Raw genomic sequence first — 15808 nt, 5'->3', positions numbered from 1 at the left:
GCTGCCGACCGGGTCCTGGGCATGTCCGGGGCCGCTCGAGCGGGCGAGTCAGCAGCTGTTGGCCCGACTCCGGCAGGTCTGATCGGCCGCGAACCGGCCACCCCGAGCACGGTCCTGAGCGAGCGTCGGTCCGCCGACGGCAGACACTGAGGGGCAGAGGCGTTCAGCCGGATGACGTGCGGCACGTGCACCGCGCGGCTCGGCGAGTGACCGTACGATCACTCCATGCAACCGCCCGTTCGCCCCCAGCGCCTGCTCACCGCCGGCGCCGTCGCCGCCGTCCTGCTCCTCCCGGGGCCGAACGCGACGGCCGCGCCCTCGCAGCCGCCGCCCGCTGCCGGAGCGGGCCGCAGCGGATACGACCGGCTCCACCGGCTCGTCGATCCGGCGGCCCGCCGCCTGGCCACGGCGGACCTCGTCGCCTCCGCCAAGTGGGGGACCGGTGCTCCTGTCGACGATCCGGCCCGCGAGCAGCAGGTCCTCGACACCGTGACCCGGCTGGCGCGCGAAGAAGGGGCCGACCCGCGGGAGACCGTACGGATCTTCCAGGACCAGATCGAGGCGAACAAGCAGGTTCAGCGCGCGATGCACCTGCGCTGGAACGCCGATCCCGCCGAGGCGCCGGCATCCCGAACGGATCTCGCCCGGGTGCGCGAGGAGATCAATCGCATCAACGCCGAGACGGTGCGCGCGATCGCCGCCTCGGCCGCCGTACGAGCGGCTCCTTCCTGCGCGGGCACACTGACTGCCGCCGAGGCGGACGTACGTCACCGTCGACACCTCGATCGCCTCCACGCGACGGCGTTGACGTACGCTCTGCGCACTGTCTGCACGCCCGGCGAGGGTGATGCGATGGAGAGCGGGGGGTGAGCAGGCGGACGAGGCCGCCCTCCGGCACCGAGCGGATCTTCCGCGAGCGTGCCGACCCGCGTCCGGATGTGCGACGGCCGGTGGCGGCGCCTGCCGGGCCGCAGTCCGGAGCGGCACGGTCAGGTAGCGGATGATCCGCCGTGACCGGGGGTGCGGTCCAGTCCGGCGCTCGGCGCGCCGGAGCGGGCCATGCGTGCGTTCGGCAGGCGGCCCCGCCAGAGCTCGCGCTCGCCGGTGGCCTCGAAGCCGTACCTCTCGTAGAACCGGACCGCCCGGTCGTTGTACTCGGTGACCCACAGGAAGACGGGCTCGTCCTCGGCCCAGGCGAGGAACTCGCCCATCAGCAGGTCCCCGGCGCCGCGGCCCCGGACCCGCTCCAGCAGGTACATCGGGCCGAGCGTCACCACCTCCTCCCGCCGACCGCACAGGAAGCCGACGATCTCCGTCCCGGAGCGGACCACGCGGCAGAAGAGCAGGTCCGGCCGTTGTCCGGCCGCTTCGATGAAATCCCGCCACCGGGCTATGCCCTCCGTGGTCGCGCAGGAGCCGCGGTGCTCGCGTATCCAGGCCTCATCGATGCCCGCCTCCGCGTTGGGATAGGTCTCCAGCCAGACCGTCAACTGCAAGGAGCCCAGCGCCGGGGCGTCGTCGGGGGCCGGAACTCCGATCACGTGGGTCATGGTCGCCCATCTTTCACCAGCGGCCCCCCCCGTTGCTGTGGTTCGGCACCCGAATCCGTGGCGGTCGCGGAGCCCGGGGGAGCCGGCTTCGAGCAGAGGCCGGCAGTAATTCACTACCGCGGGAGCGGAGGAGGGCGGAGACTTGTTCCGTGGCCGACATGCAACTGTTCCGGGAGACCGTCATCGCGTGGGCGGCCGGCGGCCCCGGTGAGCCCGCGCGCGAAATCGCCGCGCGGCTGCCCGTCCGCGCGGCCGTCCTGCTGGAGGGGCCGAGCGACTCCGCGGCGGTGAACGCCCTGGCCGCGAGCCGCGGCCGGAACCTGGCGGCCGAAGGGATCTGCGTCCTGCCGATGGGCGGTGCCATGAGTGTCGGACGCTTCGCCCGCCTGCTCGGGCCGCCAGGACTGGGGCTTCGGCTCACGGGACTGTGCGACGAGGCCGAACGGCCCTACTACACGCGCGGTCTGGAGCGGGCGGAAGCCGCGCAGGACGAGTTCTTCGTCTGCGCCGCGGATCTGGAGGACGAACTCATCCGCGCCCTCGGTGTGCCGCGCGTGGAGGAACTCATCCAGGCCGAGGGCGACGGACGCGCCTTCCGTACCTTCCTGCACCAGCCCGCCCAGCGCAGCCGTACCCCGCAGCAGCGTGTGCGGCGCTTCCTCGGCACGAAGAAGGGGCGCAAGATCCACTACGGCCGCGTCCTGGTCGAGGCACTCGACCCCGGGCGCGTACCCGCCCCGCTCGAAGGGCTGCTCGCGGGCCTCTGACAGCCGGGTGCGTCGGCTGCCGGCGGCATGAGGCCGACGCCGCGGCGGCGCACACCGTCAGACGGTGTGGGGATGGGGGCCGGGTGGTGGAACAGGCCTTCCACGCAGGCCCGTTGGAGCAGCGTGACGGTGGTCGCGCCGACGATCGGACCGGCGCGTGCCACGGCCTGCGCCTCGGCGAACCTGAGCTCGACGGTGGTGATGACCTCGCCCTCGGCCGCGCCCCCCGTCGGCCCGGCCGGATCGCCCACCGGGTCGTACCGGGCGGCGTGGAAAGCAGGCGTCCGGCGACGGATCCCGGGCTCGTGCAGACGGCGAAGACGTGCTCAGGAGCGCCGATGACGTCTCCGGTCTCCTCGGCGGCCTCGCGGCGGATCGTCGTGTGCGGGCCGTCGCCGTCGCGGAGTGCCGCCGCGGCTTCCAGGAGCATGCCGTCGGGGTGTCCGTTGACGTAGGCGGGCAGACGGAACCGACGGGTCGGCAGCACGGTCCCATGGCCGGTGCTGTGGAGCAGGGACGTCACCCCGTCACCGTGGTCGTACGTCTCCCGCCGCTCCCGGCTGACGTGTCCGCCGGTGTGCTCGTAGCCAAGGGCCGTTCTGCGCAGGACGTACCGGTCGCAGGACAGCACCTCTGCCTCGCGGATCCGCACGCGGGGGTTTCCGATCGGATCGCGGCGCGCCATCGCGCAACCTTCAGGTTGCGCGTGATGTCGTGATGTGCAACCCTGAAGTTGCAAGTCCAATGGCGACAAGAAGCGGAGTCAGCTCATGAGCGAGGACCGGATCGAACGCGAAACCCTGATCGAGGCATCCCTGGAGCGGGTCTGGTCGCTGGTGGCCCAGCCCGGCTTCTGGGTGGCCGACAAGGCGAGCCTGCCGGGCACCGTCGCGAAGGAAGGGGATTTGATGGTGGCGAAGCACCCCGAGCACGGAGACTTCCCGGTACGTGTGGAGAAGGTCCGGCCGCCTGCGTACCTGGCGTACCGCTGGACCAGTGCGTTCCCGGGAGAGGAACTGCGCGAGGACAACAGCACCCTCGTGGAGTTCACCCTGACCCAGGAGGGCGACCGGACGCGGCTGCGCGTCGTCGAGAGCGGGTTCGCGGCGCTGGCGGGGTCCGAGGAGCTGCGCAGTCAGAATCTGAAGGACCACACCGGGGGCTGGCCGCTGGAGCTCGACGCGCTCAGGGTGCGCGCCGAACAGCCCGCCGCATGACCGAAGAACGCACCGGCGAAGCCGAGGCCGTCGGCCAGGTCCTCGGCGCGCTCGCCGACCCGACGCGTCGTCAGTTGCTCGATCTGCTCGCGGCGCAGGGCGAGGCCAGCGCGACGGCACTGGCCGAACGGCTTCCCGTCTCGCGGCAGGCCGTGGTCAAGCACCTCGCGGTCCTGGATGCCGCGGAACTGGTGTCCGGTACCCGGGTCGGACGCGAGGTGCGGTACGCGGTACGGCCCGCGGCGCTCGACGCGACGGCGCGGTGGATGTCGTCGCTGGCAGCGGACTGGGACCGTCGGCTGGCACGCATCAAACGCGTCGCCGAGGCGGCGGAGCGGGACGCGGGGACCCGGCGGCCCGGGTGAAGTGGAATACGGGCCCGGCCCGGTGGCCGTTCCCTCCGGCCCGGCGGGCGGGATCCGGCCATGGCGTGCCGTTCTCCTGGCCCGGCGCTCGCGCTGCCGCGATGGTGTGACTCGTACACGTCGCGTCGGGTGGCACGGCGTCGGGCAGGGGAGGGGACGAGTCTGTGGAGACCGGGGACATCATGCGCCTGATGGGGCGCCGGGCCGTACTGCGGTACACGATGGCGGGACTCGTGGCCGCCGCGGTCTCCGCCTGCTCGCGTGACGGCGGTTCGACCGACGTCCGGTTCCGGACGTTGGGGGCGTTCCTCAAGGGCAGCTGGGAGTTCGAGGCGGAGAACGGGGCCGGCGCCCGCATCGCGGTGTCGAAGGAGGGGGACTGGCTCATGACGGGCGGCGGCGCGGACAGCCCTTGGTCGGAGGAAGGCGCGTGGGCGCTGGACTCCGGCCGCCTCTCGGTGACGATGCGTTCGCGCCGGCCGCATGTCGTCCAGGACGTGCCCGACGACGTCGAGCAGGCGCTGGCCGGCGCCTACACCGTTTCGGGCGGACTGACCGACGGGCAGGACGCGGGCTATCGCCGGATGAGGGTCAGCCGGACGAAGGGGAAGGTGGTGCTGACGTTTCCCGATGAACGCGCGGACGGCCGGATCCGGGTGGTCACCTGCACCCGGGTGAAGACCGTGGAGGCTCCCTGACGGAGGGCGCGGCCGCCTGGAGCGGCCCTGCTGTCCGCCGTCGGCGCGCCCTGCCCGGGACAGGCGCGACGGACGGGCGCCCCGCCGGCGGGAGCGGGACGCCTGTCCGTCGTCATGCCGGTCCGGCCAGGCCGTGTGCCAGGCGGGAGCGGGGCGCCCGTCCGTCCGTCGTCATGCCCGTCCGGCCATACGGGCACTCAGAGTCCGTACCACCTCGGTCAGGACCTTCTCCCGCCAGTTCTTGTCGGCCTCCGGGTACTCCCCGACGCCGTCCGCGGTCGAGGACCCGCTCACTTCGAACTCGTACGGCCCCTGATGGCAGACCAGTTGGGCGTCGTCCTTCTGGAAGCACCCCGTCGGACCGAGCGAGGCGCCCAGGTCCCGGTACTTCTCGGGGTCCCGGCCGCCGTTCTTCATCTCGTACGCCTGGTCCTTCGCGTACCCCTTCGCCACGAGCGCGGGATCGGCGACGGTCTGGAACACGAGGCGCACATTGCTGTTGTGCTCGCTCTCGTACTCGGCGGGCAGGCCGAACTCGGTCTTGCAGCCCCCCTTCGGGACGTCCCCCGTGGTCCCCGGGTCCGACTCCGCGAGCGGGTTGAAGTTGAGGACGGTGACCTTGATGGGCTCGCGCTCGAAGTCCTCCGCCTGGGGCAGGATCGCGCGGATCTCCTCATCGCTCAGGGCCTCGCACGCGTCCGGCCACTGCGCCACAGGAAGCGAACTTCCCTGAGGCGGCTGCGCGTCGAGCCGGGCGCCGGACGGCTTCGCCGATCCGAACTCCAGCGTCGGCACGTCGGTGCCGCATCCGGCCAGCACGAGCGTCGCGGCTGCGACCCCCGCTGCGGTCAGGGGGATCCGGTTCCGGTTCATTGTCGGCACGCCTCACTCCGGTCTGAAGACTGGGTACTTGATGGATCACCCATAGGAATACGGCAGATGGGACTCGGCGCGCGAGGGAATGCGGAGAAGGCCGGTGACCTCGTGTGCGGCCGGGCGGTACGGCGGGGGCAAGCGGCATCGCCGGGTGGCGGTGAACGTGAAGCGGCTGAGGGCTCATGACGCGCGGCCGCCGACGTGACCGGCCGGTGCGGCTGTCGCGCTCCACCGGCGACGGGTGATACACCATCGGTTCACGAGCATGATTATGTTTCAGATACATGTCCATTGACGTGAACATGATTGACACTTAGGGTCCATGGAAAGCGCTTGCACACCGCGATGAACGTTCCTCTCCGTGAGACCCCGTTCACGGACTCGAACATGCAATCACGGTGCCATGACTGAAGCCTCGGCAGAAGGGGCGCTCACGCTTCTCCTCCTGGCGTGGGTGCGGTCGCGCCCGTACCGACAGACATCGCCATGCCGGCAGCGCGGTTGCCCGGTCCGCCGCCCCACCCAGAGGCGGACCCCGCGACGGCACGAACCCGCCACACCAACTCGTCGAACGAACCAACCCCACCTGGAGTCGAACGATGCAGATCAAACCCGTCATCGCATGCGTCAGCCTGCTGGCCGGCTCGCTGGCCGCCGTGAGCGGCGCGACCGCTCAGGCAGCGCCCGCTCCGCTCCGGGCCGGAGAGTCGGCCGCGGTCTGCGCCGGCCCCGGCGCGGGCTGCCTGCCCGGGCTCGGCGGCGACGCGTCGGCAGCCTCCGTGCCGCTGGCCGCCACCGCCCTCTACGTGGCGCCGGACGGCACCGACGACGCGGCCGGAACGGAAGCCGACCCGACGACTCTGGCCTCGGCCATCAGCCGCGTCGACTCCGGCGGCACGATCTACCTGCGCGGCGGCACGTACCACTACGGACAGACGGTCACCATTCCGCCGGGCAACGACGGTTCGTCCAGCGCCCGCACCACCCTGGCCGCCTACCCGGGCGAGAGCCCGGTGCTGAACTTCGCGGAGATGAGTGAGGACCCGGCCAACCGCGGGCTCGCCGTGAACGGGGACTTCTGGCACATCAACGGCATCGTCGTCGAGCACGCCGGTGACAACGGGATCTTCGTCGGAGGCAGCAACAACATCGTCGAACGCGTCGTGACACGGTTCAACCACGACTCGGGTCTGCAGATCTCACGGATCGCCTCGACCACGCCGGACGACGAGTGGCCCGCCAACAACCTCATCCTGAGCTCGGAGTCGCACGACAACGCCGACTCCGACGGTGAGGATGCCGACGGCTTCGCCTCCAAGCTCACGTCCGGGCCCGGGAACGTCTTCCGCTACACGGTGTCCCACAACAACATCGACGACGGCTGGGACCTCTACACGAAGAACGAGACCGGCCCCATCGGCCCGGTGACCATCGAGGACTCCCTCTCGTACAGCAACGGCACCCTGTCGGACGGGACAGTGAACGCCGACGGTGACCGCAACGGCTTCAAGCTCGGCGGCGACGGCATCGAGGTCGACCACGTCGTGCGACGCAACATCGCCTACGACAACGGCCATCACGGATTCACGTACAACAGCAACCCCGGTTCGATGACGGTGTCCGACAACGTCGCCATCGACAACGAGGAGCGCAACTTCTCCTTCGACAAGGGCACTTCCGTCTACCGCGACAACACCTCCTGCCGGAGCGGCAGCGGCTCCAACGACAAGACGGTCGGCGACGCCGACAGTTCGAACCAGTTCTGGACCGGCTCGAACGGTTCCCGCTGCTCCTCGTACGACGGGGCCATGGACTGGTCGTTCGCCGCGGACGGCCGCCTCGTCGTGACCTTCGGCGGCACCGTCGTCACGCCGTAGGCGTCCGGTGCCCGGTGAAGGGCGGGGCCGCGGCCCCGCCCTTCACCGGGCGCGAGCGGACTCCAGCGGACGGTCAGCGCAGGATGCCGAGCTGACGGACCGCCCTCAGCCAGGACGGGAACTCTGACAGGAGCCGGTCGTACAGCTCCGCGTCGGGGACCGTCTCGATGTCGTCCGCGGCGAAGAAGCCGACGTTGTCGACCCGTCGGCCGGGCAACGTGTCGAAGCGTTCCAGCACCCCGTACTGCGACCGGCCGAGGCCGATGAACTGCCAGAAGACCGGCTCCTCCACCGCCGCACGCAACTCCCGCTCGATCTCGTCGTTGCGGTACACGCCCCCGTCCGAGAAGAACAGGACCAGGGTCGGGTCGGGCACCGGATGGTCACGCACGAAGGCGCGCACCTCGGCGATGACCTTCTGCTCCTCGTTCTGGATCCCGACCGCGCGCATGTCGACCTGCCCCGGCCGCAGACCCTTCGGCGGCTTCCTGCGGCCGAAGAGGCTGACCTGGCCGACGCGCACGTGCAGAGCGAGCCAGTCCGGCAGTTCACCGACCACGAGATCGGGAAGGCGCGCGGGATTGCTGGCGAACGTCCACGCCTGCATCTCCCCGTCGTCGTCGAGCTGGGCCGCGACAGCCGCCATCCGCTCGGTGACACCGGCCATGGTGCCGCGTGAGTACAGGCCGCCCATCGATCCGGACGCGTCGAGGACGAGGATGACGCGTGCTGTCAGTCGGGGCAGGCCGTGCTTGGTCAGGCTGACGGCGATCTGCTGTTTGCGCAGCGACAGGCGCTTGCGCATGTCGACCGGCAGATTCTCCTCGCCCTTGGTGAGCCGGATCGAAGACTCCTGGCGTCCGGCCGGGGACGGTGCGGGGGACGGGGGCGGCGCATGAGCGGGGAGCGGTGGCGCCGGGGCGCGGGAGGGCCGTTCCTCGTCGACGCTGATTCCGAAGTCGGTCGCCAGCCCGGCCAGCCCGTTGGTGTATCCCTGGCCGGCGGCGCGGAACTTCCAGCCGCCGGCGCGCCGGTAGAGCTCGCCGCTCACATACGCGGTCTCGGCGCCCGCGTCCATGTCGAAGCGGGCCAACTCGGCACCGGACGCGGCATCGAACAGACGCAGATGAAGACCGGGCACCTGCCCGAAGGTCCCCCCGTCGGCCGAAGCGCACAGAGCCACCCGCTCGATGTCCGGTCCCAGCCCGTGGAGGTCGATCTCGAGCGAGTCGGCCCCTGGCTGCTTGCCGAGGTGGCGTACGGCTCCGGACGCGTGCCGCGGCTGGTTGTAGAAGACGAAGTCGTCGTCGGACCGGACCCGTCCGCCGCTGGTCAGAAGCAGCGCGGAGGCATCCACATCCGGCACGCCGGACCCCGGCGACCAGCCCAGGACGGCTTTCACGGTGGAGGCCGTCACCGGCATGTTGGCGCCCTTGCTCACTGTCGTCACCAGGACAGTCTGCCTGCCGGCCCCAAGGACGTGACCCCCGAGGTGCGAGGCACGTACGACGAACTGAAGCCGGGGATGTCCGTAGGACGTGTCCTGGGCCGCTGCGCCCGCCCGGCGGGGCAGCAGCTTCCGGCGGCGACGGTCCTGGCCCACCGGTGCAGGTCGTGCGGACCGGAGTTCATCGTGCCGGCGGCCAGTGCCCGGCCGGGGTTTCGGTCCGTGGCGTCCCCGTCTCACCGCTCGACGTCCGGCCGGTGCAGCGGCGCGGGCGCGGCTCGGGGAACCCGGGGCCCGTCGGGAACAGCGGGTGGCGCAGGCGGGACGGGAACGGACCGTCCGTGCGCCACGCCGCCTCAGGGCCGCTCCCAACGTCTGCCGCGGCCCGCGGGCGGGGGACGGCGGCCTGGATGCCGTCCCCCGCCGGTGCGTGGCGCCTCAGCCCTGGCGCAGGCTCGTGACCAGGTCACGAGGCAGGCCATGGGTGTCATGGAGGTAGTGCAGGTCGTCCTCGGTGAGCCGGCCCCGGAAGCGCGGCCGGGCGAGGACCTGCCGGCCCCGGTCCATGAGCAGCCTGAACCTGCGCTCCTCGTCGAGCAGCACCTGACGTACGTCGGACGGCGGCAGTTCCTGCCGGAAGTGGTCCAGGGTGTGCCGGACCAGGTCGTCCGGCAGGTCGGCGAGACCGTACGACGGATCCTTCCGCCACAGAGCGGTGAGGACCCGTCGTACCAGGCGGCGCAGCACGTACCCCCGCCCGGTGTTGGCCGGACGTACACCGTCGCCCAGCACCACGACGGCCGAGCGCAGATGGTCGAGGACCAGGCGCAGCGAGGGTTCGTCCAGCTGCCACAGCGGCGGGACGAGGCGACGCCACGGCTCGAACAGGTCGGACTCGAACACGGACGACTTGCCCTGGAGCAGGGCAGCCAGCCGTTCCAGGCCGAGCCCGGTGTCGATGTTCCGCTGGGGAAGGGGTACGAGGGACCCGTCGTCGAGCCGGCGGTGCCTCATCATCACGTGATTCCACACCTCCACCCATCGGTCGTCCCGGGTGGGCGTCGACCGGGGCGGGCCGTCACCGTTCCACAGGAAGATCTCCGAGTCGGGGCCGCACGGTCCGACGGTCCCGTTGGACCACCAGTTGTCCTCCACCGTGAGCTCGACGGGGACCCCGAGGTCCTGCCACAGCTGAAGGGACGGGGTGTCCCGTTCGCACTGGCTGTCGCCGGCGTGGACGGTGGCGTGCAGCAGGCCGGGATCGACGCCCAGGGCTTCGGTGAGCAGCCCGTACCCCCAGCCGAGGCTGAGCGGGCCTTCGTAGTCGCCGAGTGACCAGGTGCCGAGCATCTCGAAGACGGTCAGGTGAGTGGCGTCGCCGATCTCCTCCAGGTCCGTGGTGCGCAGACAGCGCTGTACGTTGACCAGCCGCCTGCCCAGCGGATGGGGGCGGCCCTCCAGGTACGGAGTGAGGGGGTGCATGCCGGAGGTGGTGAACAGGACGGGGTCGCCGGGCGGGGGCAGCAGCGTCGAGCCGACGATCCGGTGATGACCGCGCTCCCGGAAGTACTCGACGAACGTGCTGACCAGCTGGTCCGTATGCATGGGATGGCTCCTTCGCGTCACAGCGGGGGAGGCACCGGAGAACGGGACCGTTCAGTCACCCGGCCGGGGCGAGAGGCTCCACGGCACTGCCGACGGACCGTTTCCGGTCGCCGGGGGAGGGAATGTCAGACGGCGGCAACCGGCGAGCTGGTCGCTCGCGCGGTCGCGGTGGTGTGTGAGCCGGTGACGTTCATGGGAACGACTTTATCGCGGCCCGCTCAACCGGGCACACGGATTTTCCGGCCGCCGGCTCGACGGTCCGTCGCGGAGAGGGCCGGGGCGCGCACGTGGCCGGTGAGTCCGTGCAGACGGTAGGGTCCGGCTTTCGGCCCGGCACACCGAGTGGGGCCCCTGTGCGGAGAGCGATGCGGATGACCGGGCGGCAAGCGACGACGACCCTCTGGCGCCCGACCGGACCCGTGGAGCTGGATCTGGTCCGGGAGCTGAACTGGCGGGCCTGGCCGCCCAGGCTGCCCGAGCAGCCGATCTTCTACCCGGTTCTCAACGAGGACTACGCGGTGAGGATCGCCCGCGACTGGAACGTGAAGCACGACGGCGCAGGCTTCGTGACCCGGTTCGAGGTCGAGTCGGAGTTCCTGCGCCGGTATCCCGTGCAGCAGGCCGGCGGGCGGACGATCCTCGAACTCTGGGTTCCGGCCGAGGAGCTGGACGACTTCAACTCCCACATCGTCGGGGAGATCCAGGTGGTCCACGAGTTCCGCCGGGGCGACGAGTCCCCTTGAGGGAAGGCGGCCCGGCTCCTCCTGCCCGTTCATCCGTCAACCGTCGGCGGAGTCCGCGGCCGTTTGGGCCGAGTCCTGCCGGATCGCAGCCGGCGCAGACGCCGAGGAGCCGTCACCACGGTCCCCGGAGCCGAGACGCCACGCGGTGATGTCGCGATAGTGGATCGGCCCGCTGCTCCGTGCGACGTTGCTGCCGACCAGATGCAACCGTTCGGCCGCCCATGGGCGGCCGGTGAATCCGGCGAGCCCGGCCGCGATCTCCGCTGCCGAGGACCGGTCGCCCCGGCGTGCGCGGGCCAGCGTCAGATGCGGTCGCAGGGGCCGGTCCGCCGGTACGACTCCGCAGTCCCCGACCGCCGTACGCACGCCGGCGGCCAGCTCGTGCAACGCGTCCAGGTCTCCGTCGACTCCGGTCCACACCACCCGGTCGTCGAAGTCCCCGCCGCCCCGCAGCGCAAGGCGCGGTGAGGGATGGGCCGCTGCGACGCCGGCGAGCGGCGGACGCAGGAGCGGGACCGTTTCGACCGGCAGCTCTCCGAGAAACGCCAGGGTGATGTGCCAGTCCTCGACCCGATTCCACCGCATCCGCGGATGCGAGCCGTAGGCGGGCCGAAGTTCCCGCACCAGTTCTTCCTTCGCGGGGTCGGGCGGGGCGAGGGCGATGAACACGCGGATGGTCGCGGGCTGCGGCTGTTCCTTCACGTCGGACGCGGTCCGTATCCGGTCGTCCGGCCCGTCAGCCGCGCTCGCCGTCCGTGGCCGGGGCAACGCTGCCGTCCGTGCCGTAACGGAGGCCGTTGACGAGCAGCGTGATCATGCGCTCCGTGTAGCCCTGGTCGTCCGGCGAGACGAGATCGCTGACGGCACGCAGCAGGTCGTAGGGGGGAATGTCGGCGCGGAGCCCGCCGGATGCGGCGGCGCTGTCCAGCAGCTCCGTCACCACGGGGAGGAAGCGCTGCTGAAAGTAGGCGGGCAGGCTTTCGTAGGCGGGGTCGCCCGAGTGCAGAGCCGTCTTGAGACCGCGTTTGGCCGCGACGAACTGCGCGAAGCGCTGCAGCCACAGCGTGAGGGCCTCGACCGGCTCGTGCTGCTCCGCGAGGACGGGGGCAGCCTCGGCACAGGCGTCGACCTCATGGCGGAAGACGGCGGTGATGAGGTCGGAGCGCTGCGGGAAATGGCGGTAGAGCGTGCCCGCACCCACTCCGGCGCGGGCGGTGATCCGCCGCACGGGGGCGTCCACGCCGTCCGACGCGAACACGGCGGCAGCTGCGGTCAGCAGGGCGTCCAGGTTGCGTTGGACGTCGGGCCGCACACGGCGGGCGACCGGCTCCTCGGTGGGGCGATCAGACATGGAATGGATTCCCTTTGCGCTCCGGAACGATGTTCCGTATTGTGATTGCTGAACGGTGTTCCGGTTTCATTCTATCCGGACGCGTGACCGGCAGCCCAGGGGAGGGAGGGGACGCATGCGGTACCGCACACCGGGCGGGACCGGCATCGAAGCCGGCCCCTGCCGCCCGGGCGCCATGATGTCCGGCGCCCACGGCAGCCCGGACCGTGACGGCTGTGCCTCCGCCATCCACGCGGCGCCGGAAGCGGGCGCCGACACCACCCGGCACCGCCGGCCCACGATCACCCGCGACGCGGCCTGACCGACGCGACCGACGAGCGCACCCGAACCCGGCTCGGCGCGTCCCCGCCCTCACCCCCAAGCCTTCTTCCTTCCTGACCCCGCAGTCCCGAAACCGAGTCCCGAATTGAGTCCCGAAGTGGGTACCCCCATGTCCGAAACAACTCCGTCCGCCGGAAAAGCCGACACCGGCCCCGACCCGAGGCGCTGGAAGGCGCTCATCTTCATAGCCCTGGCGCAGCTGATGGTCGTGCTCGACGCGACCATCGTGAACATCGCGCTGCCCTCCGCCCAGCAGGACCTGGGGATCTCGGACGGCAACCGGCAGTGGGTCATCACCGCCTACGCCCTGGCCTTCGGCGGTCTGCTGCTCTTCGGCGGCCGCATCGCCGACCTCTGGGGCCGCAAGCGGGCCTTTCTCGTCGGCCTGACCGGCTTCGCCACCGCCTCCGTGCTCGGCGGCGCCGCCCAGGGCGAGGCGATGATGCTCGGCGCCCGTGCGCTGCAGGGTGTCTTCGGCGCGCTGCTCGCGCCTGCGGCGCTCTCGCTGCTCGCGGTGACGTTCACCGAAGCCAGGGAACGCGCCAAGGCGTTCGGTATCTACGGCGCGATCGCCGGTGGGGGCGGAGCCGTGGGCTTCATCCTCGGAGGCACCCTCACCGAGTACCTGAACTGGCGCTGGACCTTCTTCGTCAACGTACCCTTCGCGATCGTCGCGGCCCTGGGCGCGTACCTCGTGATCCGTGAGCCGGCCGGAGGCCGTAACCGCTCGCCGCTCGACATCCCCGGCGTCGTCCTCTCCAGCCTGGGACTGGTCTCCCTGGTGTACGGATTCACGCGAGCGGAGTCCGCGGGATGGTCCGACGCCCTGACGATCGGCATGCTCGTGGCCTCCGCCGTGCTGCTCGGCGCGTTCCTGGTCACCGAGGCCAGGGTCAAGGCGCCGCTGCTTCCGCTGCGCGTGCCGGCCGACCGCAACCGCGGCGGTGTCTACCTCTCGCTCGGCCTCGCGGTCATCGCGATGTTCGGCACCTTCCTGTTCCTGACCTACTACCTGCAGATCGTCCAGGGCTACTCGCCGATCAGGACCGGTCTGGCGTTCCTGCCGATGGTCGCCGGCATGATCACGGGCTCCACCCAGATCGGTGCCCGGCTGATGACGAGGGTTCCCCCGCGACTGCTCATGGGCCCGGGCTTCCTGGTCGCCGCGACCGGAATGCTGTTCCTGACCCGGATGGACATCGGCAGCTCGTACGCCGGACTGGTGCTGCCCGGCCTGCTGCTGCTCGGACTCGGCATGGGCACGGCGTTCATGCCCGCGATGTCGCTCGCCACCCACGGCGTCGAGCCGCGTGACGCCGGGGTCGCCTCCGCGATGGTCAACACCTCGCAGCAGGTGGGCGGCGCCATCGGCACCGCGCTCCTCAACACCATCGCGGCCTCGGCCACGACCGCGTACCTCGCCGCGCACGCGGCAGGCGCGACGACTCCGGCCGCGCAGAAGCTGGTTGAGGCACAGGCCATGGTGCACGGATACTCCAGCGCCACCTGGTGGGCGGTCGGGATCCTGGTTGTGGCCGCGGGCATCGCCCTGACCATGATCACGGCCGGTCACCAGGGCGGCCCCACGGCCACCTCGCGCGCCGCGGAGGGAGCTCAGGAGGAGGCGAGGATTCCCGCCGTCGCGCACTGACCGCCGCCGCCCCCACGGACGGAAGGGGGCGGTCACGACGCCGACCGCCCCCTTCCACCCGCTCCGCCCTTCCGGCCACCCCTTTTGACCGCCCCGGACACCGCTGCGCACCTCCTGCGAACCGGATCCCTCAAGAGCGTGCCGGCGGCCTGAGGGCCGAGTAGGCCCCCGCGCCTGCCGCCAGCAGCATCACGCAGCCCGTGAAGATCAGCCCGGCCTCGCGCAGACCCAGCCACGTGGCCAGCGCACCGACACCGACCACCGGCACCGAGATACCGGTGTACGCGACGACGAAGAACGCCGAGATGGTGCCGCCCCGGTGCGTCGCCGGAGCGGCGTCGCTGACGAGCGTGAGCGCCGCCCGAAAGGACAGGCCCTGGCCGGTTCCGCCGCACAGGGCTCCGAGGACGAGCAGCGGCAATGACTCCGCGATCAGCGAGGACGCCACCAGCAGCAGGCCGACGACGAGCGCCCCGCAACCGAGCGGCAACGCGAGGCGCGCGCCGATGCGACCGCTCAGCGACTGTCCGGCGGTCGAAGCCAGGAACACGGAGAACACGATGGCCCCGGTGACCGCCAGGTTGTCCACGCCCAGCGTCTGCGTGGCGAAGCTCGGCGCGACCGCGGTGAACAGCCCGAGCAGGGCGAATCCGGCGAACGCCGCCATCGAGGCGCGGGCGAACACCCCCTTCACCTCCGGCGGAACCGCCACGCCCTGAGGCGCCGGCCGCGGCCACCGCCGGGGATGCGCCACGGTCTCCGGCAGACGCCGGATGATTCCGCACGCGAGGACCACCAGACCCAGGTGAACCCAGAACGGCAGCGTCAACGGCCACGGTGTGTACTCGGCGAGCACGCCGGACAGCAGCGGCCCGCAACCCAGCCCTCCCATGTTCGCGGCGGTGGCGGCGAATCCGGCCCGCGCCTTCTGTCCCGGGCAGGCAAGTTCCAGAATCGCCGCGGTCGCCGCGCCGCTCAGCAGGCCGGCCGCGCCGCCGGACAGCAGACGTCCCGCGAAAAGCAGCGGCAGCCCGCTCTCCAGCAGGAAGCATCCCGCGCTCGCTGCCGACAGCGCCATGGCGCACAGCAGCACGGGTCTGCGGCCGGCCTTGTCGGAGTAGTTGCCCACCAGCATCAGCACGGCGATCACCGACAGCGCGTACACGGCGAACACGACCGTCACGATCAGCTCGGAGAAGCCGATCTCCCGCTGATAGAGCCCGTACAGGGGAGTGGGCAGCGTGGTCCCGGCCATTCCGATGGCGAACACCACAGCCGCAGCCACGTAACCGGGACGCCGGCCACCGCCCGTTCTCACCGCACCCTCGCGAACGATCACC

The 15808-nt window shown here is 71.2% G+C and carries 16 protein-coding genes; 9 read left to right on the top strand and 7 right to left on the bottom strand.

Annotated features, from left to right (window positions below):
* Positions 1-225: 225 nt before the first annotated feature.
* The gene (locus ACIQMX_RS34415) at positions 226-870 is read left to right on the top strand and encodes a chorismate mutase (RefSeq protein WP_402484040.1); all 645 of its coding nucleotides are present in this window, start codon (positions 226-228) and stop codon (positions 868-870) included.
* A gap of 119 nt (positions 871-989) precedes the next feature.
* Here the strand turns inward: ACIQMX_RS34415 and ACIQMX_RS34410 are convergent, their stop codons facing one another.
* The gene (locus tag ACIQMX_RS34410) at positions 990-1550 is read right to left on the bottom strand and encodes a GNAT family N-acetyltransferase (protein WP_402484038.1); all 561 of its coding nucleotides are present in this window, start codon (positions 1548-1550) and stop codon (positions 990-992) included.
* Positions 1551-1699: 149 nt separating this feature from the next.
* Here ACIQMX_RS34410 and ACIQMX_RS34405 point away from each other — a divergent pair, with 149 nt between their 5' ends.
* The 4 genes from ACIQMX_RS34405 to ACIQMX_RS34390 all read left to right on the top strand — a co-directional run bounded on the left by ACIQMX_RS34405 (position 1700) and on the right by ACIQMX_RS34390 (position 4597).
* Positions 1700-2317 carry a TOPRIM nucleotidyl transferase/hydrolase domain-containing protein gene (locus tag ACIQMX_RS34405; RefSeq protein ID WP_402484036.1) on the top strand — a complete coding sequence of 206 codons (618 nt, stop codon included), beginning with the start codon at positions 1700-1702 and terminating at the stop codon, positions 2315-2317.
* Positions 2318-3087: 770 nt separating this feature from the next.
* Entirely contained in the window at positions 3088-3534 is a 447-nt protein-coding gene (locus tag ACIQMX_RS34400) for an SRPBCC domain-containing protein (RefSeq protein WP_363070041.1), read from the top strand.
* Positions 3531-3899 (top strand): metalloregulator ArsR/SmtB family transcription factor, encoded by a 369-nt coding sequence (locus ACIQMX_RS34395; RefSeq protein ID WP_363070039.1) that lies wholly within the window; start codon positions 3531-3533, stop codon positions 3897-3899. Before ACIQMX_RS34400 ends, ACIQMX_RS34395 begins: the two co-directional genes overlap by 4 nt.
* 164 nt (positions 3900-4063) lie before the next feature.
* Positions 4064-4597 carry a hypothetical protein gene (locus ACIQMX_RS34390; protein WP_363070037.1) on the top strand — a complete coding sequence of 178 codons (534 nt, stop codon included), beginning with the start codon at positions 4064-4066 and terminating at the stop codon, positions 4595-4597.
* 171 nt (positions 4598-4768) lie between these two features.
* On the opposite strand, the gene ACIQMX_RS34385 is transcribed toward ACIQMX_RS34390, so the two are convergent.
* Entirely contained in the window at positions 4769-5479 is a 711-nt protein-coding gene (locus ACIQMX_RS34385; protein WP_363070035.1) for a hypothetical protein, read from the bottom strand.
* 593 nt (positions 5480-6072) lie between these two features.
* Between ACIQMX_RS34385 and ACIQMX_RS34380 the strand changes: the two genes are divergently transcribed.
* On the top strand, positions 6073-7350 hold the full coding sequence (locus ACIQMX_RS34380; protein WP_402484033.1) for a right-handed parallel beta-helix repeat-containing protein: 1278 nt from the start codon (positions 6073-6075) through the stop codon (positions 7348-7350).
* A gap of 73 nt (positions 7351-7423) precedes the next feature.
* On the opposite strand, the gene ACIQMX_RS34375 is transcribed toward ACIQMX_RS34380, so the two are convergent.
* Positions 7424-8800, bottom strand: coding sequence for a VWA domain-containing protein (locus ACIQMX_RS34375; protein WP_402484031.1), 1377 nt, complete (start codon positions 8798-8800; stop codon positions 7424-7426).
* 435 nt (positions 8801-9235) lie between these two features.
* Entirely contained in the window at positions 9236-10402 is a 1167-nt protein-coding gene (locus ACIQMX_RS34370) for an alanine--tRNA ligase-related protein (RefSeq protein ID WP_402484029.1), read from the bottom strand.
* A gap of 371 nt (positions 10403-10773) precedes the next feature.
* Between ACIQMX_RS34370 and ACIQMX_RS34365 the strand changes: the two genes are divergently transcribed.
* A complete protein-coding gene (locus tag ACIQMX_RS34365; RefSeq protein ID WP_402484027.1) occupies positions 10774-11145 on the top strand; it encodes a hypothetical protein in 372 nt (123 codons plus the stop codon).
* A gap of 36 nt (positions 11146-11181) precedes the next feature.
* Here ACIQMX_RS34365 and thpR read toward each other — a convergent pair whose 3' ends face one another.
* A complete protein-coding gene (gene thpR / locus ACIQMX_RS34360) occupies positions 11182-11847 on the bottom strand; it encodes an RNA 2',3'-cyclic phosphodiesterase (protein WP_402484025.1) in 666 nt (221 codons plus the stop codon).
* Between the two features lie 34 nt (positions 11848-11881).
* Positions 11882-12496 (bottom strand): TetR/AcrR family transcriptional regulator, encoded by a 615-nt coding sequence (locus ACIQMX_RS34355; RefSeq protein WP_402484023.1) that lies wholly within the window; start codon positions 12494-12496, stop codon positions 11882-11884.
* Positions 12497-12611: 115 nt separating this feature from the next.
* Between ACIQMX_RS34355 and ACIQMX_RS34350 the strand changes: the two genes are divergently transcribed.
* Positions 12612-12797, top strand: a complete 186-nt coding sequence (locus ACIQMX_RS34350) for a hypothetical protein (protein ID WP_402484021.1) — start codon at positions 12612-12614, stop codon at positions 12795-12797.
* Between the two features lie 129 nt (positions 12798-12926).
* Positions 12927-14468 carry an MFS transporter gene (locus ACIQMX_RS34345; RefSeq protein ID WP_402484019.1) on the top strand — a complete coding sequence of 514 codons (1542 nt, stop codon included), beginning with the start codon at positions 12927-12929 and terminating at the stop codon, positions 14466-14468.
* Between the two features lie 130 nt (positions 14469-14598).
* Here ACIQMX_RS34345 and ACIQMX_RS34340 read toward each other — a convergent pair whose 3' ends face one another.
* Positions 14599-15804 carry an MFS transporter gene (locus ACIQMX_RS34340; RefSeq protein WP_402484174.1) on the bottom strand — a complete coding sequence of 402 codons (1206 nt, stop codon included), beginning with the start codon at positions 15802-15804 and terminating at the stop codon, positions 14599-14601.
* Positions 15805-15808: the final 4 nt, after the last annotated feature.

The organism is Streptomyces sp. NPDC091416, assembly GCF_044756845.1.
Classification (GTDB): Bacteria; Actinomycetota; Actinomycetes; order Streptomycetales; family Streptomycetaceae; genus Streptomyces.
This window is presented reverse-complemented; position numbering and strand designations above follow the sequence as displayed.